Annotated in this window: 18 protein-coding genes; 7 read left to right on the top strand and 11 right to left on the bottom strand. The window is 73.8% G+C overall.

The annotated features are described in order from the left end of the window. Nucleotides 1-6: 6 nt before the first annotated feature. The gene (locus IRY44_RS15570) at nucleotides 7-177 is read right to left on the bottom strand and encodes a hypothetical protein (protein ID WP_194801117.1); all 171 of its coding nucleotides are present in this window, start codon (nucleotides 175-177) and stop codon (nucleotides 7-9) included. Between the two features lie 213 nt (nucleotides 178-390). Here IRY44_RS15570 and IRY44_RS15565 point away from each other — a divergent pair, with 213 nt between their 5' ends. Next, nucleotides 391-1,080, top strand: a complete 690-nt coding sequence (locus tag IRY44_RS15565) for a DUF4191 domain-containing protein (RefSeq protein ID WP_013287747.1) — start codon at nucleotides 391-393, stop codon at nucleotides 1,078-1,080. Nucleotides 1,081-1,141: 61 nt separating this feature from the next. Here IRY44_RS15565 and IRY44_RS15560 read toward each other — a convergent pair whose 3' ends face one another. Beyond that, nucleotides 1,142-1,597, bottom strand: coding sequence for an RDD family protein (locus tag IRY44_RS15560; RefSeq protein ID WP_228532181.1), 456 nt, complete (start codon nucleotides 1,595-1,597; stop codon nucleotides 1,142-1,144). A gap of 129 nt (nucleotides 1,598-1,726) precedes the next feature. Between IRY44_RS15560 and glnA (IRY44_RS15555) the strand changes: the two genes are divergently transcribed. Next, on the top strand, nucleotides 1,727-3,151 hold the full coding sequence (gene glnA / locus IRY44_RS15555) for a type I glutamate--ammonia ligase (RefSeq protein WP_013287749.1): 1,425 nt from the start codon (nucleotides 1,727-1,729) through the stop codon (nucleotides 3,149-3,151). A gap of 80 nt (nucleotides 3,152-3,231) precedes the next feature. Here glnA (IRY44_RS15555) and mptB (IRY44_RS15550) read toward each other — a convergent pair whose 3' ends face one another. Both mptB (IRY44_RS15550) and mptB (IRY44_RS15545) read right to left on the bottom strand, forming a co-directional pair. After that, complete coding sequence (mptB, locus tag IRY44_RS15550; RefSeq protein ID WP_194801116.1) at nucleotides 3,232-4,719, bottom strand: polyprenol phosphomannose-dependent alpha 1,6 mannosyltransferase MptB; 1,488 nt, start codon at nucleotides 4,717-4,719, stop codon at nucleotides 3,232-3,234. 11 nt (nucleotides 4,720-4,730) lie between these two features. Continuing rightward, the gene (gene mptB / locus IRY44_RS15545) at nucleotides 4,731-6,143 is read right to left on the bottom strand and encodes a polyprenol phosphomannose-dependent alpha 1,6 mannosyltransferase MptB (protein ID WP_228532180.1); all 1,413 of its coding nucleotides are present in this window, start codon (nucleotides 6,141-6,143) and stop codon (nucleotides 4,731-4,733) included. Nucleotides 6,144-6,179: 36 nt separating this feature from the next. Here mptB (IRY44_RS15545) and IRY44_RS15540 point away from each other — a divergent pair, with 36 nt between their 5' ends. After that, the gene (locus tag IRY44_RS15540) at nucleotides 6,180-7,814 is read left to right on the top strand and encodes a hypothetical protein (RefSeq protein WP_194801114.1); all 1,635 of its coding nucleotides are present in this window, start codon (nucleotides 6,180-6,182) and stop codon (nucleotides 7,812-7,814) included. A gap of 216 nt (nucleotides 7,815-8,030) precedes the next feature. Here IRY44_RS15540 and IRY44_RS15535 read toward each other — a convergent pair whose 3' ends face one another. Beyond that, a complete protein-coding gene (locus IRY44_RS15535; RefSeq protein WP_194801113.1) occupies nucleotides 8,031-11,054 on the bottom strand; it encodes a bifunctional [glutamine synthetase] adenylyltransferase/[glutamine synthetase]-adenylyl-L-tyrosine phosphorylase in 3,024 nt (1,007 codons plus the stop codon). Between the two features lie 2 nt (nucleotides 11,055-11,056). Then, on the bottom strand, nucleotides 11,057-11,824 hold the full coding sequence (locus IRY44_RS15530; RefSeq protein WP_194801112.1) for a type 1 glutamine amidotransferase: 768 nt from the start codon (nucleotides 11,822-11,824) through the stop codon (nucleotides 11,057-11,059). A 112-nt stretch (nucleotides 11,825-11,936) separates the two neighbouring features. Here IRY44_RS15530 and IRY44_RS15525 point away from each other — a divergent pair, with 112 nt between their 5' ends. Continuing rightward, the gene (locus IRY44_RS15525; protein ID WP_228532215.1) at nucleotides 11,937-12,812 is read left to right on the top strand and encodes an LD-carboxypeptidase; all 876 of its coding nucleotides are present in this window, start codon (nucleotides 11,937-11,939) and stop codon (nucleotides 12,810-12,812) included. A gap of 146 nt (nucleotides 12,813-12,958) precedes the next feature. Here the strand turns inward: IRY44_RS15525 and IRY44_RS15520 are convergent, their stop codons facing one another. After that, the gene (locus IRY44_RS15520) at nucleotides 12,959-13,864 is read right to left on the bottom strand and encodes a virginiamycin B lyase (RefSeq protein WP_194801111.1); all 906 of its coding nucleotides are present in this window, start codon (nucleotides 13,862-13,864) and stop codon (nucleotides 12,959-12,961) included. Between the two features lie 181 nt (nucleotides 13,865-14,045). On the opposite strand from IRY44_RS15520, the gene IRY44_RS15515 reads away from it, so the two are divergent. Continuing rightward, nucleotides 14,046-14,576, top strand: a complete 531-nt coding sequence (locus IRY44_RS15515; RefSeq protein WP_194801110.1) for a hypothetical protein — start codon at nucleotides 14,046-14,048, stop codon at nucleotides 14,574-14,576. A 147-nt stretch (nucleotides 14,577-14,723) separates the two neighbouring features. Here IRY44_RS15515 and IRY44_RS15510 read toward each other — a convergent pair whose 3' ends face one another. From IRY44_RS15510 to glnA (IRY44_RS15495), 4 genes are all read right to left on the bottom strand, one after another. Then, on the bottom strand, nucleotides 14,724-15,086 hold the full coding sequence (locus tag IRY44_RS15510) for a VOC family protein (protein ID WP_194801109.1): 363 nt from the start codon (nucleotides 15,084-15,086) through the stop codon (nucleotides 14,724-14,726). Nucleotides 15,087-15,181: 95 nt separating this feature from the next. Then, complete coding sequence (locus IRY44_RS15505; protein ID WP_194801108.1) at nucleotides 15,182-15,874, bottom strand: WYL domain-containing protein; 693 nt, start codon at nucleotides 15,872-15,874, stop codon at nucleotides 15,182-15,184. A 32-nt stretch (nucleotides 15,875-15,906) separates the two neighbouring features. After that, nucleotides 15,907-16,332 carry a DUF350 domain-containing protein gene (locus IRY44_RS15500; RefSeq protein ID WP_194801107.1) on the bottom strand — a complete coding sequence of 142 codons (426 nt, stop codon included), beginning with the start codon at nucleotides 16,330-16,332 and terminating at the stop codon, nucleotides 15,907-15,909. Between the two features lie 81 nt (nucleotides 16,333-16,413). Beyond that, the gene (gene glnA / locus IRY44_RS15495) at nucleotides 16,414-17,763 is read right to left on the bottom strand and encodes a type I glutamate--ammonia ligase (RefSeq protein WP_194801106.1); all 1,350 of its coding nucleotides are present in this window, start codon (nucleotides 17,761-17,763) and stop codon (nucleotides 16,414-16,416) included. A gap of 206 nt (nucleotides 17,764-17,969) precedes the next feature. Between glnA (IRY44_RS15495) and IRY44_RS15490 the strand changes: the two genes are divergently transcribed. Both IRY44_RS15490 and panB read left to right on the top strand, forming a co-directional pair. Continuing rightward, a complete protein-coding gene (locus IRY44_RS15490) occupies nucleotides 17,970-19,730 on the top strand; it encodes an NAD+ synthase (RefSeq protein WP_194801105.1) in 1,761 nt (586 codons plus the stop codon). A 119-nt stretch (nucleotides 19,731-19,849) separates the two neighbouring features. Further along, entirely contained in the window at nucleotides 19,850-20,695 is an 846-nt protein-coding gene (gene panB, locus IRY44_RS15485; protein ID WP_194801104.1) for a 3-methyl-2-oxobutanoate hydroxymethyltransferase, read from the top strand. Nucleotides 20,696-20,698: the final 3 nt, after the last annotated feature.

The following is a 20,698-nucleotide window of genomic DNA, read 5'->3' as shown; positions in this document are numbered from 1 at the left end:
GTGCGGTCACCGGCGGGCGTCGGCGGGGCGGGCGTTGTGCCGGCGGCGGCTGAGCCAGCCGCGCGGGTGCCGGCGTGGCAGCGACCGGGCGAGCCGGTCCTGAGCCGCGTCGGCCTGCAGCTCGGCGGCGTGGCTGCGGTGGATGCTGAGGATGAGGTCTGCGTCGTTGCCGAACATCTCGGATCTCCCTGTCGTGCGGTGTCTCCCTGTCGAGATCGACTCTCCGCGCGAAGGTGCCCCCGGGGCATGGGTACGCCGCCTGATCTTCGGCCGTCCGGCCTCCTTACCGGCGGGCCGGTCCGGGACGGAGCGGCGGTAAGGTACTCAGCCCTCGGCGCAGGGGGCGGCCACGGATCAACGGGGTGCGCGCCGACCACTAGACTCTGCGGTATGGCAAAGCCCCAGGAGAAGGTCTCGTTCGGCCAGCGGCTGAAGCAGATCGGGATGGTGTTCCGGTTCACCGCCAAGCAGGACAAGTGGTTCGCGCCGCTGACCGCGGCGGCGGTGCTGATCCCGCTCGCGCTCACCGTGGTCGCGGTGATCGCCTGGGGCTGGATCTGGTTGCCGATCGGCATCCTGCTCGCCCTGCTGGCCGTGCTGATCGTGCTCAACCTGCGCTCGAACAAGGCGATGATGAACGCCGCCGAGGGGCAGCCGGGCGCGGCGGCACAGATCATGGAGAGCATGCGCGGCGACTGGCGGGTCACCCCGGCGGTCAGCTCCACCACCCAGATGGACATGGTGCACCTGGTGGTGGGCCGGCAGGGCGTGATCCTGCTGGCCGAGGGCAACCCGCAGCGCGTCCGCGGCCTGCTCGGCCAGGAGAAGCGCCGCCTGGCGAAGGTGATCGGCACCGCCCCGCTGCACGACTACGTGATCGGGCAGGGCGAGGGTGAGTTGCCCGTCCGCAAGCTGCGGATGACGCTGATGCGGCTGCCGCGTGCCCTCTCCCCGAAGGACGTCAACGCGCTCGACAAGCGGCTCAAGGCGCTCACCGCGCGGCCGCAGATGCCCAAGGGCGCGATCCCGAAGAACATGCGGCCGGCGCGTGGCGCGTTCCGGCAGACCCGGGGTCGCTGACTTCCGGCGTACGCGAGAAGGAGCCGGTCCCCGTGCGGGGCCGGCTCCTTCGTCGTGCGGGTCAGCGGCGCGGGGCGTCGGTGACGACCGACCCGGAGAGCCGGTCGTGCAGGCCGCGCCGGTGCTCGTCCATCAGCAGCGCCGGCACCACGAGGGCCAGCAGGAAGCCGCGCAGCAGTCCGCGGAGCAGCCCGATCCGGCCGCCGTCGGCCCAGGACACGCAGCGCAGCCGGGTGAGGAACATGCCGGGGGTCTGGGCGAACAGGCCGAGGAAGAAGCCGTACTCCAGAATCAGTACCAGGACCGGCGGCCAGCCGTCGCGGACCGGGTCGGAGAAGGCCCGGGCGACCATCAGGCACAGCACCCAGTCGATGATCAGGGCGCCGAAGCGGCGGCCGAGGCTGGGCGGGGTGAAGGCGGGGTCGGTGGCGGGCGGCACCGGTGTGGCGGCGGTATCGGTCACAGCGGCCAGGGTAGCGCCGCCTCGACCTCTGACGGAAAATACGACATTCAGCATCACAGCGTGCCGAGATGACGCTCCGCAAGCGACGTAACACGGCGGAAACAGACGAGACACGGCAGGGCAACCCCCCGGCCATAGCGTCGCCAGTAGCCAGCTACCGGAGTGGACCTGCCAGGAGGACGTGTGTTCGCCAATTCCGAGGAACTCCTGCGATACCTCGCCAACGAGGACGTGAAGTTCGTCGACGTACGTTTCTGTGACCTGCCCGGCGTGATGCAGCACTTCAACCTGCCGGTCGAGTCGTTCGACGACAGCGTCTTCACCGACGGCCTCGCCTTCGACGGATCCTCGATCCGCGGCTTCCAGGCCATCCACGAGTCCGACATGCTCCTGCTGCCGGACGTCGCCACCGCCTTCATCGACCCGTTCCGGGCCCAGAAGACGCTCGCGCTCAACTTCTTCATCCACGACCCGTTCACCCGCGAGGCGTACTCCCGCGACCCGCGCAACGTGGCGAAGAAGGCGGAGGCGTACCTCGCCGCCAGCGGCATCGCCGACACCGCCTACTTCGGCGCCGAGGCGGAGTTCTACATCTTCGACTCGATCCGTCACGAGACCTCGGCGCACCAGTCGTTCTACTACATCGACTCGATCGAGGGCGCCTGGAACAGCGGCCGGATCGAGGAGGGCGGCAACCGCGGCTACAAGACCGCCTACAAGGGCGGCTACTTCCCGGTGCCGCCGGTGGACCACTACGCCGACCTGCGTGACCGGATCGTGCGGCGCCTCGTCGACGGCGGCTTCACCGTCGAGCGCTCGCACCACGAGGTCGGCACCGCCGGCCAGTCGGAGATCAACTACAAGTTCTCCACCCTGCTGCACGCCGCCGACCAGCTCCAGCTGTTCAAGTACATCGTCAAGAACGAGACCTGGGCCGCCGGCAAGACCGCGACGTTCATGCCCAAGCCGCTGTTCGGTGACAACGGCTCCGGCATGCACACCCACCAGAGCCTCTGGCGCGGCGGCGAACCGCTGTTCTACGACGAGACCGGCTACGCCGGCCTGTCCGACACCGCCCGCTGGTACATCGGCGGCCTGCTGCACCACGCCCCGTCGCTGCTGGCCTTCACCAACCCGACGGTGAACTCCTACCGTCGTCTGGTGCCGGGCTTCGAGGCGCCGGTCAACCTGGTCTACTCGCAGCGCAACCGCTCCGCCTGCACCCGCATCCCGGTCACCGGCAGCAACCCCAAGGCCAAGCGCGTCGAGTTCCGGGTGCCGGACCCGTCCAGCAACCCGTACCTGGCGTTCTCGGCCATGATGATGGCCGGCCTGGACGGCATCAAGAACAAGATCGAGCCGCCGGCGCCGATCGACAAGGACCTGTACGACCTGCCGCCGGAGGAGTGGGGCGACGTCAAGCAGGTCCCGGGTTCGCTGCCGGAGGTGCTCAACGCGCTCGAGGCCGACCACGACTACCTGCTCGACGGCGGCGTGTTCACGCCGGACCTGATCTCCACCTGGGTCGACTGGAAGCGGGCCAACGAGGTCGACCCGGTGCGTCTGCGCCCGACCCCGCACGAGTTCGCGATGTACTTCGACTGCTGAGCACGCTCGTCAGCACCGGCCGGGCCGGCTCCGCGATGGCGGAGCCGGCCCGGCCGTTTCGCGCGGCGCGGTTCGGCCGTTCACGCGGTACGGCGGCGCAACGCGGCCCGGACACCGGCCACCGCGACGACCACCACCAGCGCCGTCATCAGCACCGCGCCCGGCGCCTTGCTGAACCGGGCCAGGTTGGATCCGTCGGGCAGGGTGAGCGCCGAGGCGACCGCGCAGGGCGCCACGAACCAGACCTGCCGGGCCAGCGGCACCGCCGCGACCGCGAGCACTGTCAGCGGCCAGATCGCGTACCAGGGGTGGAAGACCGGGGCGAGCAGCACCGTGGCGGCGAGCGCCAGCCCCGCGCCGAGCAGCGCCACCCGGGGGCGGGCCAGCGTCAGCCGGGCCACCCGCTGCCGGGCGTCGTTGAGCCGCCGCAGCGTCGTCCACGCCCGCCACCAGAGCGCCACCAGCGTCCCGGCCAGCAGCACCAGCGCGACCGCCCGGGCCACCGGCACCGCCGCCGGCCGCAGGCCGGCCAGCTCACCGGCGTAGTCGATCACGAATCCGACGGCGGTGGGCGGGGACGTCCACTGCTGCGAGTCGCCGCTGTGGCCGAGCCCTCCCACCCAGCCCAGCCCGAGGCCGGTGGCGAGCGAGACGACCAGCAGCGTGCCGAGCACCGACGCAGCCAGCTGCCCGCCGTCGCGTAGCAGCGCCCGCCAGGTGTAGCGGCCGAGCACGGCGGCGAGGGCCGCGAACGGCAGCGCCACCACCGCGACCGCCTTCACCGCCACCGCCAGGCCCAGCACCACCCCGGCCACCAGCAGCGCGCGCGGCTTACCCGGCAGGCGGACCAGCACCAGCAGGCCCAGCAGGAGCAGCCCGAGCGCGAGCGCGTCGTTGTGCGCGCCCGCCACCAGGTGGATCCCGACGAGCGGGCAGGCGAGCACCAGCCAGGCGGCCCGGCGGGTGGGTACCCCGGCGGCGCGGGCCAGGCCGGGCAGGCAGAGCGCGGCCAGCAGCACACCGGCCACCGCTACCAGCCGCAGCGCCACGACCGTCCCGATCAGGCCGCCACCGGCGAGGACCGCGAGCCCGGCCAGCAGGACGAAGAACGGCCCGTACGGCGCCGGGGTGTCCCGCCAGATCGGCGACACCGAGTCGGTCCACGGACAGCCGGCCGCCGCGACCCCCACCCGGTACGGGCTGAGCCCCTGCGTCCACGTCCAGCCCTGGCAGGCGTACGAGTAGACGTCGCGGCTGCCGATCGGCGGCGCGGCGAGCAGCGGCAGCGACCAGAGCCCGGCGGTCACGTACGCCCACCGGCCGGACGGTGCGCCCCACCGCAGCGACCACCAGGCGCCCACCAGCAGCAGCGTCCCGGCCAGCCAGCAGCCGAGCGTCACCGGCCCGTGCGGTGCGGCCCAGATCGCGGCGAGCGTGCCGCGCGGGGGCGTGCCTGGTAGCGCGCCGCCGAGCCATCCGGCGACGGTGAGCAGCACGGCCCCGGCGAGGCCGGTGTAGCGGGCGAGACCGGCGGCGATCGGCCGGACGGGTCCGTCGGGCTCGCTCACCGGCACACTCCTCAGTCCACGGGAACCGGCTGCCGGCCCTTGCGAGCCGACCGTACCAACCACACGACCACCCCGATCACGAACAGGGTCATCAAGGGCGCACCGGGCATCTTGGAATACCGGGCCAACCCGGTGCCGTCGGCCAGCACCAGGAACGACGACACCACTGTGACGATCGAGAACCAGAGCGTGCGGTGCGCGGTGGCGGCGAGCACGGCCAGCGGCCACAGCCAGTACCAGGGGTGGAACAGCGGAGAGAGCGCGACGGTGGCGGTCAGCGCCAGCCCGGCGTGCCAGAACGGTTCACCGCGACGGAACGACCGGAACCAGAGCCAGATCAGCACGGCGACCAGCACGACCATGCCGATCGCCCGGGTCACCGGCAGCGCGTCGACGTGCACACCGAACGGCGCGAGCAGGTAGCCGACGGTCTGCCCCACCGCCGTCGGCGGCGACGTCCAGGCCACCACCAGCCCGCCCTGTTCCAGCCCGCTGACGAACCCCAGCCCCAGCCCGGAGGCGACTGTCACGGCGGTGAGCGCGGCGAGCGAGCCGCCGACCACCCACCCGCCGTCGCGCACCAGCGTCCTGATCCGGTACGCCCCGACGATCGCGGCCAGCGCGGCGAACGGCATCACGACCAGCGCGGTGACCTTGACGGCGGCGGCCAGTCCGAGCAGCGCCCCACCGGCGAGCAGCGGTCCGGGCCGGCCCGGACGGGCCGCCACCACCGCCAGCCCGGCCACGAGCAGGCCGATCATCAGCGCGTCGTTGTGCGCGCCGGACACCAGGTGCACGGGCACCAGCGGGCTCGCCAGCGCCAGCCAGAGCGCGCGGCGCGGCGGCACCCCGCAGCGGCGGGCCAGCACCGGCAGCGCCCACGCGGTGAGCGCCACCCCGGCCACGGCGAGCACCCGGAACAGCGCGACGGCGGCGAGCAGCGAGCCGGTGGCCTCCACCACCGCGCCGGCGAGCAGCACGAACAGCGGCCCGTACGGTGCCGGGGTGTCCCGCCAGATGTAGGAGATGGTGTCCAGCCAGGGGCAGGGCAGCGCGGACACGCCCTGCTCGTAGGGGTTGATCCCGGCCGAGAAGCTGGCGCCCTGACACGCGTACGCGTACACGTCCCGGCTGCCCAGCGGCGGCGCGACGAGCATCGGCAGCAGCCACAGGGCCACGGTGACCAGCACCCAGCGGGCCGACGGCACGCTGTCCCGCAGCGACCACCAGGCCCACGCCAGCAGCCCGGTGCCGACCAGCCACAACCCGATGATCAGCGGCCCGTTCGGGCCCTGCCAGATGCTGACCGGGGTGGGACGCAACTCGCCGTCGGGCAGGGCGCCACCGAGGTACGCGGCCACGGCGAGCAGCACCGAACCCGCCAGGCCGATCCAGCGCGAGAGGTGGTGAGGCACGTCCGACATGCTGCCAGTACGGTGGTTCGCGATCAGGAGGTGGGCATGCGGGGCGGTCGGGTGGTGGCGGTCTCCGCCGTGTCGGCGCTCGTCCTATGCGTGCTCTACCTCACGCTGCCGGCCACCGGCTCGGACCTGTCCGCGCAGGCCGCCCGCGCCGGCTTCTTCGCCGACCACGGGGCCGCCCTGGTCGACCTGCGCTGGTACGGCGGCGTGCACCCGTGGGGCTACAGCCTCGTCTCGCCGCCGCTGATGGCGCTGCTCGGGGTACGCGTCACCGGCGCGCTCGCCCTACTCGCCTCCGCCACCGCGTTCGCCGCCCTGCTGGTGCGGACCCGGGTGCCCCGACCACTGCTGGGCAGCCTGGTCGGTGTGGTCACGATCGCCGGCAACCTGGTGTCCGGCCGGGTCACGTACGCCCTGGGCGTCGCGTTCGGCCTGGCCGCGCTGCTCGCGCTCACCGTCCCCGCCCGCCGCGCCCGCCTCGCCGCCGGTGCCGCTGCCGACCCGGCCGGTGCAGCGGGTGGCGGCCGGAACGTCTGGGCGGCCGTCGCCGCCGGTGCCGCCGCGATGCTCGCCTCCGCGGCCAGTCCGGTGGCCGGGCTGTTCGTCGGGCTCGCCGGCGTCGCGCTGCTGCTGACCCGCCGGTACGCCGACGGCCTGCTGCTCGCCGTACCGGCCGCCGCGCCGCTCGCCGTGACCGGACTGCTGTTCGGCGAGGGCGGCTGGATGAACATCAGCACTGCCGACACCGTGCACGCCGTGGTGACGAGCCTGGTCGTGACGGCTCTCGTCGCGTACCGGCCGGTGCGGGTGGGCGCGCTGCTGTCCGCGGCCGGGGTGCTGGCGTCGGCGCTGCTGCACACGCCGGTCGGCCTGAACGCCACCCGCCTGGTGGTGATGTTCGCGCTGCCGGTGCTGGCCGCCGCCGCGCCGCTCCCCACCCCGCTGTCCGGTCGGCTTCGCGCCGCCGGTCGGCGCTCCCGGGTCGCCGGGGCGGTCGGGCTTGCCGCGCTGCTGGCGGTGGTGTGCTGGTGGCAGCCGCCGGTGGTCACCGCCGACCTGCGCAGCGCCGACGACCCGACGGCCGACCCGGCGTACTTCGCGCCGCTGCGCGCGGAGCTGGCCCGGCGCGGGCTCACCGGGCGGGTGGAGGTGCCGCCGACCCGCAACTACTGGGAGGCGGCCCACATGGGCGAGGTGCCGCTCGCGCGGGGCTGGCTTCGGCAGGCAGACATCGACCGCAATCCGCTGTTCTTCACCACGGTGCCCGGCGCGGACGGCACCGGCATCCCGCTGACCCCGATCACCTACCGGGACTGGCTGGCCGACAACGCGGTGCAGTACGTGGCGGTGCCCGACGCCGAGTTCTCCTGGGTGGGCGCGTCGGAGGCGAAGCTGGTGGAGACGGGCCAGCCGTACCTGACCGAGGTCTGGTCCGACCGGCACTGGAAGCTGTACGCGGTCGCCGACCCCACCCCGCTGGTCGGCGCACCTGGTGAGCTGGTCCGCCAGGACGGCGCCTCGATCACGTTCCGCGCCCCCACCCCCGGCCCGATCCCGATCCGCGTCCGCCACACCCCCTGGCTCACGGCCTCCAACAACGCCAAGGTCACCCGAGACGGCAAGTGGACAACGGTGACGGTCCCCCGACCCGGCACCTACACCGTCACAAGCTGACCCACCGTCCCCTCCCCCGATCCCGATCCCGATCCCGATCCCGCCGAGATGAGCATTCAGCGGCGCGGCGTGAGCGCGGCGATCTTGCGCTTTCCGCCCCGGCAAATCGGGCCTATCCGGCCTGCGCGGGGCCGTAACTGCAAGATCGCCGCGCGGCGCGGTGTGCGGGGCGCGGAGGGCGGGGTGGGAGGGCGCGGCGGGAGGGGGCGGCGTGGGCTAGAGGGGGGACTCCAGGATTCGCTGGACGACTGTGCGGGAGTGGCGGCCGGTGCGCAGGTACTCGTCGAGGAACTCGCCCTGGTCCTCGCGCCCCAGCAGCCGCACCACACCGGCCAGCTCCACCCCGTGCCGGGGCAACTGGTCCCCGGCCCGGCCGCGTACCAGCATCAACGCGTCGCGCACCTCGGCGGCGAGCGTCCAGCCGGCCGCCAGCTCGGCGGCGTCTGACGGGTCGAGCAGCCCGGCGTCGCGGGCGGCGGCGAGGGCGTCCAGCGTACGGGTGCCGCGCAGGGCGGGCACCTGACCGGCGTACCGCAGCTGGAGCAACTGCACCGCCCACTCGACGTCGGCCAGCCCGCCCCGGCCGAGCTTGGTGTGGGTGGCCGGGTCGGCACCGCGGGGCAGCCGCTCGGTCTCCACCCGCGCCTTGATCCGGCGGATCTCCACCACCTGCTCGCGGCTCAGCCCTTCGGCCGGGTAGCGCACCGGCTCGATCATGGCCTCGAACTCGGCGCCCAGGTCGGCGTCGCCGCAGACGAACCGGGCCCGCAGCAGCGCCTGCGCCTCCCACACCCGGGACCAGCGCGCGTAGTACTGCGCGTACGCGGCCAGGCTGCGAACCAGCGGACCCTGCCGGCCCTCGGGGCGCAGGTCGGCGTCGACGCCGAGCGGCGGGTCGGGGGCGGGTGCGGACAGCAGCCGGCGCAGTTCCTCGGCGATGGCCTGTGCGGCGGCGCTCGCCGCGCTCTCCTCCACCCCGGGCGGCGGGTCGTAGACGAACAGCACGTCGGCGTCGGAGAGGTAGTTCGACTCGTACCCGCCGAGCCGGCCCATGCCGATCACCGCGAAGCGCAGGCCGGGCGGTCCGGGGTGGACGGTACGGGCGGCGCGCAGCGCGGCGGCCAGCGTGGCGTCGGCGACGTGCGACAACGCGGTGCCGACGGCAGTCACGTCCACCACAGTGGGCCGGCGTTCCCCGCCGCCGACCGGGCGCGAGGTGAGCGGTGCGAGCGAGCCGGCGTGGCTGAGCACGTCGGCGGCGGCGATCCGGACCAGTTCCCGGCGGCGCAGCGCGCGGACCGCCCGGATCGCCTCGACCGGGTCGTCGTGGCGGGCGGCAGCGGCGGCGAAGCCCTCGACGAGGGTCTCCCGTGGACGCGGGGTCAGTTCGCTGTCCTCGGCGAGCAGCCGCAGCGCCTCCGGTTCGCGGGCCAGCATGTCGGCCGCGTACCGGGACGAGGACAGCACCCGGGCCAGCCGGCGCGCCACCGGGCCGGAGTCGCGCAGCAGGCGCAGGTACCAGGGGGTGCTGCCGAGCTTGTCGGAGACCTGCCGGTAGTTGAGCAGACCGCGGTCCGGCTCGGGGGCGTCGGCGAACTCGTCGAGCAGCACCGGCAGCAGCGTGCGCTGGATGGCGGCGGTACGGCTGACGCCGCCGGTGAGCGCCTGCAGGTGCCGCAGCGCGCCGGCCGGGTCGGCGAAGCCGAGCACCTCCAGCCGGTGCCGGGCCGCCTCGGGCGTGAGGCGCAACCCTTCGGCCGGTACGCGGGCCACGGATTCGAGCAGCGGCCGGTAGAGCAGTTTGGCGTGCAGCCGGCGTACCTCGGTGGCGTGGGTGACCCACTCGGCGCGGAACTCCTCGACGGCGCTGCGGCCCGGCGTGGCCACGTAGCCGAGCGCGGCGGCGAGCCAGCGCAGCGCGGCCGGTTCGGTCGGCACGGTGTGGGTGCGGCGCAGAGCCTGGAGCTGGAGCCGGTGCTCGACGGCGCGCAGGAAGCGGTAGCCGCGCAGCAACGCCTCCCCGTCGGCGCGGCCCACGTAGCCGCCGGCGACGAGCGCGCGCAGCGCCGGCACGGTGCCGGGCACCCGCAGCGACTCGTCGCCCCGGCCGTGCACGAGCTGGAGCAGCTGGACGGCGAACTCGATGTCGCGCAGCCCGCCCGGACCGCGCTTGATCTCGCGTTCCAGCTCCTTGGGCGGCACGTTGTCGAGGATCTTGCGGCGCATGGACCGGACGTCCTCGACCGCCTCGGGGCGTTCGGCGGCGGTCCACACGAGCGGGGCCAGCTCGTCGATCCACTCCTTTGCGAGCTCCAGGTCACCGGCGGCCGGGCGGGCCTTGAGCAGCGCCTGGAACTCCCAGGTGCGCGCCCAGCGCTTGTAGTAGGCGAGGTGGCTGGCGAGCGTGCGGACCAGCGGCCCCCGGTTGCCCTCGGGCCGCAGCGCCGCGTCGACCGGCCAGGCCACCAGCCCGCAGATCTGGATCAGCCGGGTGGCGATCTGGGTCGCGGCGGGCAGGTCGTCGTCGGTGGCGGAGACGAAGATGACGTCGACGTCGGAGACGTAGTTCAGCTCGTCGCCACCGCACTTGCCCATCGCCACGACTGCCAGGCGGGGACGCGGCGTGCCCTCTGGGAGTTCGTCGGCGGCGATGTCGTAGGCGGCGGCCAACGTGGCGTCGGCCAGCCCGGACAGCGCCGCCATGGTCTGTTCCAGGCCACGCCCGCCGGTCAGGTCGGCCGCCGCGATCCGCAGCAGCGCGAGTCGGTACGCCTGCCGCAGCAGCGGAACCGCGCCGGTCATGGTGGTGAGCCGGGCGGCGACACTCAGGTCGAGCCGGCCGTCCGCGGTGGGGGCGAGCCCGTCCGGCTCGGTCGCCAGCACCGCCCACTGCCCGGGATTGGCGACCAGGTGGTCACCGAGCGCGGAGGACGCGCCGAGCACCGCGATCAGCCGGCGGCGCAGCCCGGGGTCGGCGGCCAGGGCGTCGCGTACGGCCACCTCGTCGCCGGAGCGCCGCTCGGACTCGACCAGCCGGTGCAGCTGACGCAGGGCCAGGTCCGGGTCGGCGGCCCGGGACAGCGCGCCGAGCAGCTCGGCGGCGCGTTCGTCGGCGGGTTCCTGGGTGTCGGGCCGCCACAGGGCGAGCCCGTCCGGGCCGAGCAGGTCGGCGGCGCGGGTGGCGCCGTCACCCTCGGCGAATCCGTAGCGGGCCAGGCGCCCGCGGGCCGGCCGGGTCACCGTCAGGCCCCGAGCAGCGGCAGGCTGCGGCGCGGGTTGTCGTCGCCGAGTTCGCCGAGCGCGAGTGCGGCGAACCGGATCGCGAACGGCTGCCACGCCTCCTCGACGTCGGCCATCACCCGGTCGCAGGCGGCCACCACCAGCTCGGGGTCGTAGCCCAGCTCGGCCAGCACGGCCGAGTCGCGGGACCACTCGGCGATCATCGCGGTGTCGCACTCGATGTGGAACTGCAGCCCCCAGGCCCGGTCGCCGAGGCGGAACGCCTGGTGCGGGTAGCGGGTGGACGCGGCGAGCAGCGTCGCGCCGTGCGGCAGCTCGGTGATCTCGTCGGCGTGCCACTGGAGCACGTCGGGCATCAGCGGCACGTACCGGAACAGGGGGTCGTCCTCGGCGGCGTCGCGCCGCCCGACGAGCGCCGGCCCGACCTCCGGGCCGGACGGGCTGCGTTCGACCCGGCCGGCGTGCGCGGTGGCGAGCAGTTGCGCGCCGAGGCAGACCGCCAGCGTGGGCACGCGCTTGCGGACCGCCTTGCGCAGCAGCCCTTCCAGCGCCGGGAACCAGGGTGCGCCCGGAGCGCCGTCGGACCCCGGGTATGCCTGCTGGTCGCCGCCGAGCACCACGAGCGCGGCGTACCCCTCCAGGTCGTCGGGGAGCGGGTCACCGGCGTGCGGACGCAGCACGCGCAGCTCAAGGCCCCCTTCGGTGAGCCACTCCCCCAGGCGGCGGAGGTCGTCGGTCGGGTCGTTCTCGATCACCAGCGCGGTCGCCACGACGTCGAGGCTAACCGGTGCGGCCGACAGAGCACGGTCCGGCAGGCCCTAGGCTCCGATCGTGCCTGACGACTGCCTGCGCCCACCGGCCCTGCGTCCCGGCGACGCGGTGATGCTGGTGTCCCCGTCCGGGCCGACCCGTCCCGAACGGGTGGCCCGCGGCATCGAGCTGCTCACCGGGTGGGGGCTGCGGCCGGTGCCCGCGCCCAACGCGTACGCCAGGCGGGGTTACCTGGCCGGCGACGACGCGCTGCGGGCCGCGGACCTGAACGCGGCGTTCGCCGACCCGGAGATCCGCGGGGTGATCTGCACCCGGGGCGGCTACGGCGCGCAGCGGGTGGTCGACCTGATCGACATGGCCGCGGTACGCCGGGATCCGAAGGTGGTGGCCGGGTTCTCCGACATCACCGCGTTGCAGTTCGCGCTGTGGCGGGGCGCCCGCCTGGCCGGGGTGCACGGGCCGGGCGCCGCGTGGCGGGACGAGCGCACGCCGGTCCGCTCGGCGGAGTCGCTGCACGCCGCGCTGACCAGCACTGAACCGGTCACGGTGGCGGCGGCCGAGGCGGAGGAGACGTACCCGGTGCGGGTGCCCGGGCGGGCCGAGGGCCGGCTGATCGGTGGCAACCTGTGCCTGATCACCGCCTCCGTCGGCACGCCGGACATGCCCGACCTGACCGGGGCGATCCTGCTGGTCGAGGAGGTGCAGGAACCGCCGTACAAGATCGACCGGATGCTCACCCACCTGCGCCGCTGCGGTGCGCTGGACGGTATCGCCGGGGTGGCGGTCGGCCAGTTCACCGAGTGCGCGGACGGCTGGGACACCACAGTCGTGGACGTGCTCACCGACCGGCTGGGCGACCTGGGCGTGCCGGTCCTGGGCGGCCTGCCGATCGGCCACGGCCCCAACCAGCTCACCGTCCCGGTAGGCACCCCCGCCCTGCTCGACGCCACCACAGGCACCCTGACGGCCACCGCCGCCGTCAGCTGACGCCCGCCGCCCCACCCGGCCCGGCACCGCCCCACCCCACCCCACCCGACCCGACCCGACCCGACCCGACGATCATGAAGTTAGCGGCGGTCTGGAGATCCACAACTGCCACTAACTTCATGATCAACGCGGCCGGGGCGGCGTGATCAGCGCGGCGTGAGCGAGGCGGGCGGGGTCAGGTGGGCCACGGCGCCGATCTCCAGGGCGACCCAGACCGCGCCGTCGGGGGTGACCGTGAGGCCGTGGGGTTCGGACGCCGGGGTCGGCAGGGCGTGGGCGGTGATGTGGCCGTCGGGGTCGATGTGGCCGATGCGGTTGGCGCCCCACTCGGTGAACCAGCAGCCACCGGCCGGGTCGGCGACGATCGCGTGCGGGCGCGCCGCCCGATCCGGCAGCGGGAACTCGTCGATCCGCCCGTCCGGCGTGATCCGGCCGAGCTGCCCGGCGACGATCTCGACGAACCAGAGCGCGCCGTCGCCACCGCGGGTGATGCCGACCGGCCCGGCCGCCTCGGTGGGCAGCGGATGCACTGCCACCTTCCCGTCCAGGTCCACCCGGGCGACCGCGTTCGCCTGGTTGAGCGTGAGCCAGAGCGCGTCGTCCGGGCCGGCCGCCAGCATCGACGGGAAACCCTTGTCGACCGGCAGCGGGAAGGACGCCACCTCCCCGTCGACGCTCACCCGGCCGACCGTGTCGTCGCTCATCCCGGCGTACCAGAGCGCGCCGTCCGCGCCCACCGCCAGCCCGCAGGGGCCGCAGCCGGGCGGCAGCGGCACCGAGCCGGTCTCGCCGTCGACGGTGATCCGGCCGAGCCGGTCGTCGCCCGAGCGGGTGTACCAGAGCGCGCCGTCGGGGCCGCCGACGATGATCAGCGGGCGGCTGCCGGGCGGGTCGTCGCGGTAGGTCCGTACCGCACCGTCGAGACCGAGCCGGGCGACGCCGCCGGAGCCGGCCAGCGCCAGCCAGAGCGCGCCGTCGGACCCGACCGTGATCGAGTACGGGCCGGAGCCCGGTCCGGTGAGCGGGATCTCACGGATGGCGGGCTGTGTCATCGAGTGGCCTTTCGTCGGGTTTCGCCCAGCCTCGCGGGCGCTACGGCGCACCGGCAACACGAATAATTCGGGCCTTTCGGACGGGATTGCCAGCTCGCTGACAGGTTCGCCACGGGTTGCCCTCAGTTCCGGCGACCACTGTCGGTGACGTCATCGCACCACCACCGAACAGGAGAATCGCATGATCCGCACGATGTCGAAGAAGCACCTGCTGGCCGGCCTGGCCGCCGCCGGTGTGCTCGGCGTCGGGATCGCCGCCCCGACGGTGGCGCTCGCCGACGACAAGAGCCCGAACCCGTCTTCGAGCGCCAGCAGCACCACCGACCAGGGTGACGACCGCCGCCAGAAGCACGCCGACCGGCAGGCCGAGTTCGCCGAGGCGCTCGCCGAGGAGCTGGGCGTCCCGACCGACAAGGTCACCGCGGCGCTGGAGAAGCTGCACGAGCAGCGCCAGGGCGACCGTCCGGAGCGGCCGGAGCGGCCGTCGACCGAGGACCGGCAGGCCGCGCTGAAGGAGCGGCTGGACCAGGCCGTCACCGACGGCAAGCTCACCCAGGAGCAGGCCGACGCGGTGCTCAAGGCCGCCGAGGCGGGCGTGTTCCCGGGCCCGGGCAAGGGCGGCCACGACGGCCGGCCCGGCCACCACGGCAAGGGCGGCGACAAGGCCGACCAGGGCGCCGAGGCCGAGCAGGAGGGCCAGGGCGGCAAGTGACGCGGTGGCCCCGCCGCCCCTCACCGGCCGTTCCCTCCTCCTGGCCGGAGCTGAGCGGGGCCACCCCCGGTGGCGGTGCCCGAACGGGCACCGCCACCAAGCCGTTCCGGTACGGCAGTCCCGACGACGACCACACCCGACGTACTGTCAGCCCTCGGCGGGCGGGGTGAAGACGCCGAACAGATTGCCCGACGGGTCACGCAGCGTGGCGCGCACCAGGCCGGCCGGCGTGGTCATCGGTGCGGTCAGTACGGCGCCGCCGGCCTCCTCGGCCCGGCGGCAGGTCTCCGCCACGTCGGCCACCTGGGCGTAGAAGGTCGCGTAGTTGCCGTCGTCGGTGCCCCGGATCGCGCCGCCGATCCCCGGCTCACCACCGGCCGTCGTCTGCCGGTACGACCCGCCCGGGCCGCCCTGCTCGAAACTCCAGCCGAACAGTTCGGTGTAGAACCGCTGCGCCTCGTCCGGGCGGTCGGAGCCGATCTCGAACCAGGTCACGGGCGTGCTGGACATGCTTCCTCCTCATTCGCGCCGGCGGTCGGCCGGCGTCGTCAGGATTCAGCCTCGTACCGGGCCACGACAACGTCCTGTCGGTGTTTCCACCCGGATCAGACCAGGGTGAGCGGGCGCACCCGGTCGACCGGCACGTCGAGGTCGCCGGGACGCCACTCCCGGGTCACCGGCTCGGCCAGCGGGTGCACCGACAGAATCCGGTCGGTGCGGAAGCAGCGCACACCGTCGCGCAGCCGGCACCAGGCGACCAGGTACCAGTGCACCGAGTTGCCCAGGTAGGCCAGCGGCTCCACGTCGCGCGCCGAATCGGCGCCGCCGCGGTCGGCGTACCGCAGGCGCAGCACCCGCCCGGCGGCGACCGCGTCGGCGACGGCGGCCGGGACGGGCGTGCCCGGCCCGTCCCCGACCAGGTGCACCCGGCCGGCGAGCTGGTGCGCCTCGGCGACAGCGGCCGGCGGCATCACCGCGACCAGCTTGCGCAGCGCGGCGCCCGCCGCCGGGGCGAACGGTGAGCCGCCGAGCCGGTGCAGCGCGACGGCCATCGCCACCGCCTCGGCCGGTGTCAGGTTGACCGGCGGCAACGTGCGGGCCCGGTCGACCACGTAACCGCCGGTGCGGCCCGGCTCGGCCCAGATCGGCACCCCGGCGCCCTGCAACGCGGAGATGTCGCGCTCGACGGTGCGGGTGCTCACTTCGAAGCGGCGGGCCAGCCAGGTCGCGCTGCGCGGGCGCGGCGAGACCGCCCGCAGCTCCTCGACCAGGGCGTAGAGGCGGTCGGTGCGGTTCACCCCCGGACGCTAACCCGGGGGTACGACACCCCTCAGGCGATGCAGGCGCAGACGATCAGCGCGGCGCCGAAGTGGGTGGCGGCGCTGACCTTGGCGGCCGGGTGCGGCTCGTCGGCGGCGATGACGTCGCCCAGCTTGCCCGGCGTGAGCAGGTCCAGCACCAGGAAGGCCACCGCCATCACCAGCAGGCCGACCAGCCCGAACACCACGGTGGACGCGAGCCCCTTGGTGAACGAGCTGTAGCTGGTCAGCACGGCGGTGAAGACGATGCCGGCGATGCCGAGCTGGTTGGCGGCGAGCAGCAGCGCGGCGTTGCCGTTGCGGCGCACCCAGATCAGCTCCCGCAGCTTGCCCGGGGTGAGCAGGTCGACGAGCAGGAATCCGGCGGCCATCAGGGCGACCCCGACCATCCCGAACACGATGCTCTGCCACGCCCCGTCGAGCAGATCTCCCAGCACCAACGCCTCCCCGGCTCACGCCCGCCCGGCGGTGGTGCCGGGGCGGTGCCGCAGACGATAGCGGCACCGCGCCAGCGTGATCTAGAGCGAGAGGTAGCGCTGCCGCTCGTACGGGGTGACCTCGCGGCGGTACTGCTCCCACTCGGAGCGCTTGTTGCGCAGGAAGAAGTCGAAGACGTGCTCGCCGAGCACCTCGGCCACCAGCTCGGAACCGGCCATCACGTCGATCGCCTCGGCCAGGTTCTCCGGCAGCGCCTCGTACCCCATGGCCCGGCGCTCGGCGCTGCTCAGCGACCAGACGTCGTCCTCGGCGCCCGGGGGCAGCTCGTAGCCCTCCTCGATGCCCTTGAGGCCGGCGCCGAGCATCACCGCGAACGCGAGGTAGGGGTTGGTCGCGGAGTCCAGCGAGCGGACCTCGACCCGGGCCGAGTTCGGCTTGCCGTAAGCGGGCACCCGCACCAGCGCGGACCGGTTCAGGTGACCCCAGCAGACGTACGCGGGGCTCTCGGTGATCCGGTCCGGCAGCGCCTGCGGGAACAGCCGCTTGTACGAGTTGACCCACTGGTTGGTGACGGCGGTGTACTCCCGGGCGTGGGTGAGCAGCCCGGCGATGAACGACTTCGCGACCTTGGACAGCTTCATCGGGTCGCCGGCGTCGTGGAACGCGTTGCGCTCCCCCTCGAACAGCGACAGGTGCGTGTGCATGCCACTGCCCGGCTGGTCGGTGAACGGCTTCGGCATGAAGCTGGCCTGCACGCCGGTGGAGAGCGCGACCTCCTTCACCACGTGCCGGAACGTCATGATGTTGTCGGCGGTGGTGAGCGCGTCGGCGTAGCGCAGGTCGATCTCCTGCTGGCCGGGGGCGACCTCGTGGTGGCTGTACTCCACCGAGATGCCGATCCGCTCGAGCGCCAGCACGGCCTGGCGGCGGAAGTCCCGCGCGACGGCGTGCGTGGTGTGCTCGAAGTAGCCGCCGGTGTCCACCGGGACGGGCACCGAGCCGTCCTGCGGACCGTTCTCCAGCAGGAAGAACTCGATCTCCGGGTGGGTGTAGAAGGTGAAGCCCTTGTCGGCGGCGCGGGAGAGCATCCGGCGCAGCACGTGCCGCGGGTCGGCCCAGGAAGGGCTGCCGTCGGGCAGCGAGATGTCGCAGAACATCCGGGCGCTCTCGCCGCTGACGCCGCCCTCGAACGGGAAGACCTGGAACGTGGTCGGGTCCGGCATGGCCACCATGTCCGACTCGAAGACCCGGGCGAAGCCCTCGATCGCGGAGCCGTCGAACCCGATGCCCTCGTCGAAGGCCGCCTCCAGCTCCGCCGGGGCCACCGAGACGCTCTTGAGCGTGCCGAGCACATCGGTGAACCACAGCCGGACGAAACGGATGTCCCGCTCTTCCAGCGTGCGGAGGACGAACTCCTGCTGACGGTCCACTTCCACCCCTCGTGACACGTACGTCCGCACCGGTCGGGCCGGCCCGGCCTGACCGCCCAGTCTCCACCGGGCTCGTTACGCCGACGTTACGCCCTCCCCGGCCGGCCGTCCCGCCGTGTCCGGCCCGCCGGGATGCGCTCGGGGGCCGCCCCCGGTATCCCGCGACCTGTCGGATTCGGCCCGGACGGCTGGGGGAAGATGGAGGCATGCCCACCCTGCGTCTCGCCCTGTGCCAGGTCAACCCGACGGTAGGCGATCTCGCCGGCAACGCCGGCCTGGTCCGTTCGTGGACCCGTCAGGCCGCCGAGGCCGGCGCCCAGCTCGTCCTGTTCCCCGAGCTGATGCTCACCGGTTACCCGGTCGAGGACCTGGTGTTCCGCCGCTCGTTCGTGGCCGCGTCCCGCGCCGCGCTGCACCGGCTCGCCGCCGACCTGGCCGCCGACGGTCTCGGTGAGCTGCCAGTGGTGGTCGGCTACCTGGACGCGGACGGCCCCCCGCAGGTCAGCTCCGACGCCCAGCCGGGCAAGGGCGCCCGCAACGCGGCGGCGGTACTGCACCGGGGCGAGGTGGTGGCGACCTACTTCAAGCACCACCTGCCCAACTACGGCGTCTTCGACGAGGACCGCTACTTCGTCCCCGGCGACACGCTGACAGTGGTGCGCGTCGGCGGGGTGGACGTGGCGCTGACCATCTGCGAGGACCTGTGGCAGGCCGGCGGCCCGTTCGCGGTGGCCCGGGAGGCCGGCGTCGGGCTGGTGCTGAGCATCAACGGCTCGCCGTACGAGCTGAACAAGGACGACGTGCGGCTGCCGCTGGTCCGCCGGCGCGCCGCCGAGGCCGGGGCCGCCATCGCGTACGTGAACATGGTCGGCGGCCAGGACGAGCTGGTCTACGACGGCGACTCGATGATCGTCGCCGCGGACGGCACGCTGCTGACCCGGGCGCCGCAGTTCGTCGAGCACCTGCTGGTGCACGACCTGGAGCTGCCGGCGGCGGCAGGTGCGCCCGGCGGGACCGGCGCGCTGAGCGACGGGATGCGCGTGGCCCGCCACGACATCCCGGCGATCCCGGCCGCGCCCGCCGGACCGGCTGCGGACGGCGGCATCATCGAGCCGGTCGCCGACGAGGCCGAGGTGTGGCACGCGCTGGTGCTGGGCCTGCGCGACTACGTCGACAAGAACCGCTTCCCCTCGGTGGTGCTCGGCCTGTCCGGCGGCATCGACTCGGCGGTGGCGGCGGCCATCGCGGTGGACGCGGTCGGCCCGGAGCGGGTCGTCGGCGTCTCGATGCCCAGCCAGCACTCATCCGAGCACTCCCGCACCGACGCCGAGGACCTGGCGAAGCGCACCGGCCTGGACTACCGGGTCGAGCCGATCCAGCCGATGGTGGACACGTTCCTGGCGAACATGTCGCTGTCCGGGGTGGCGGTGGAGAACCTCCAGGCCCGGGTACGCGGCGTGATCCTGATGGCGCTGTCGAACCAGGAGGGCCACCTGGTGCTCACCACCGGCAACAAGAGCGAGCTGGCGGTGGGCTACTCGACGCTCTACGGCGACTCGGTGGGCGGCTACAACCCGGTCAAGGACGTCTGGAAGACGCTGGTGTGGCGGCTGGCGAAGTGGCGCAACGCGGACGCGGCGCGGCGCGGGCAGACGCCGCCGATCCCGGAGAACTCGATCGGCAAGCCGCCGTCGGCCGAGCTGAGCCCCGGCCAGCTCGACAGCGACACGCTGCCCGACTACGACGTGCTCGACCCGATCCTGATCGGCTACGTCGACGGCGACCTGGGCCGCGACGGCCTGGTCGAGTCCGGCCACGACCCGGCCGTGGTGGACAAGGTGCTGCGGATGGTGGATACCGCCGAGTACAAGCGGCGGCAGTCCGCGCCCGGCACCAAGATCTCCATGAAGGCGTTCGGGCGGGACCGGCGGCTGCCGATCACCAACCGGTGGCGCGAGGACGGCTGACCCCTTCCCCGGCCGGGGAGTGACATCCTCCACTCCGACCTGCCCGCGGCCCGCCGCCCGGTGCGACGATCGCGGGGAACCCGGGGACCGCGTGCGCGGCCTCGAGGAAGGAGATTGTCATGGTGGAGTCCACCCCGGCCGAGGTGACCGCCCTCTACGGCGGGCCGGCCACCCGGCGGGTACGCACCCGCGACCTGATCGCCGCCAAGGAGCGCGGCGAGCGGTGGGCGATGCTGACCTCGTACGACCAGTACACGGCCTCGATCTTCGACCAGGCGGGGATCCCGGTGCTGCTGGTCGGCGACTCGGCGGCGAACAACGTCTTCGGCTACGAGACCACGCTGCCGGTGACCGCCGAGGAGCTGCTGCCGCTGGTGCGCGCCGTGGTCCGCGCCACGAAGCACTCGCTGATCGTCGGTGACCTGCCGTTCGGCTCGTACGAGGAGGGGCCGGCGCAGGCGCTGCGCACCGCGGTGCGGTTCATGAAGGAGGGCGGCTGCCACGCGGTGAAGCTGGAGGGCGGGCGGCGCTGCGCCGCCCAGATCGAGGCGATCACCGGCGCCGGCATCCCGGTGATGGCGCACATCGGCTTCACCCCGCAGAGCGAGCACACGCTCGGCGGCTACCGGGTGCAGGGCCGGGGCGAGGCCGCCGAGGAGGTGCTCGCCGACGCGCGGGCGGTGGCCGAGGCGGGCGCGTTCGCGGTGGTGCTGGAGATGGTGCCGGGCGAGGTGGCCAAGCGGGTCACCGCCGAGCTGCCCATCCCCACCGTCGGCATCGGGGCCGGCCCGGACACCGACGGGCAGGTGCTGGTCTGGCAGGACATGGCCGGGTTGCGGACCGGCCGGGCGCCGCGCTTCGTGAAGCGGTACGCCGACCTGGCGGGCGCGCTGACCGACGCCACCCGGCGGTTCGCCGACGAGGTGCGCGACGGCGAGTTCCCGGCGGCCGAGCACACGTTCTGAGGC

This window comes from Micromonospora sp. ANENR4, assembly GCF_015354395.1.
GTDB classification, from domain to species: Bacteria; Actinomycetota; Actinomycetes; order Mycobacteriales; family Micromonosporaceae; genus Micromonospora; species Micromonospora aurantiaca.
This window is presented reverse-complemented; position numbering and strand designations above follow the sequence as displayed.

Excerpts from the sequence above, each read along its gene's own strand:
- IRY44_RS15525 (WP_228532215.1), top strand. The coding sequence starts at position 11,937 with ATGCTGGTGTCCCCGTCCGGGCCGACCCGTCCCGAACGGGTGGCCCGC.
- mptB (WP_228532180.1), bottom strand. The coding sequence starts at position 6,143 with ATGTCGGACGTGCCTCACCACCTCTCGCGCTGGATCGGCCTGGCGGGT.
- IRY44_RS15560 (WP_228532181.1), bottom strand. The coding sequence starts at position 1,597 with ATGCTGAATGTCGTATTTTCCGTCAGAGGTCGAGGCGGCGCTACCCTG.
- panB (WP_194801104.1), top strand. The coding sequence starts at position 19,850 with ATGGTGGAGTCCACCCCGGCCGAGGTGACCGCCCTCTACGGCGGGCCG.
- IRY44_RS15540 (WP_194801114.1), top strand. The coding sequence starts at position 6,180 with ATGCGGGGCGGTCGGGTGGTGGCGGTCTCCGCCGTGTCGGCGCTCGTC.
- IRY44_RS15570 (WP_194801117.1), bottom strand. The coding sequence starts at position 177 with ATGTTCGGCAACGACGCAGACCTCATCCTCAGCATCCACCGCAGCCAC.
- IRY44_RS15490 (WP_194801105.1), top strand. The coding sequence starts at position 17,970 with ATGCCCACCCTGCGTCTCGCCCTGTGCCAGGTCAACCCGACGGTAGGC.
- IRY44_RS15520 (WP_194801111.1), bottom strand. The coding sequence starts at position 13,864 with ATGACACAGCCCGCCATCCGTGAGATCCCGCTCACCGGACCGGGCTCC.
- IRY44_RS15565 (WP_013287747.1), top strand. The coding sequence starts at position 391 with ATGGCAAAGCCCCAGGAGAAGGTCTCGTTCGGCCAGCGGCTGAAGCAG.
- IRY44_RS15510 (WP_194801109.1), bottom strand. The coding sequence starts at position 15,086 with ATGTCCAGCACGCCCGTGACCTGGTTCGAGATCGGCTCCGACCGCCCG.
- IRY44_RS15515 (WP_194801110.1), top strand. The coding sequence starts at position 14,046 with ATGATCCGCACGATGTCGAAGAAGCACCTGCTGGCCGGCCTGGCCGCC.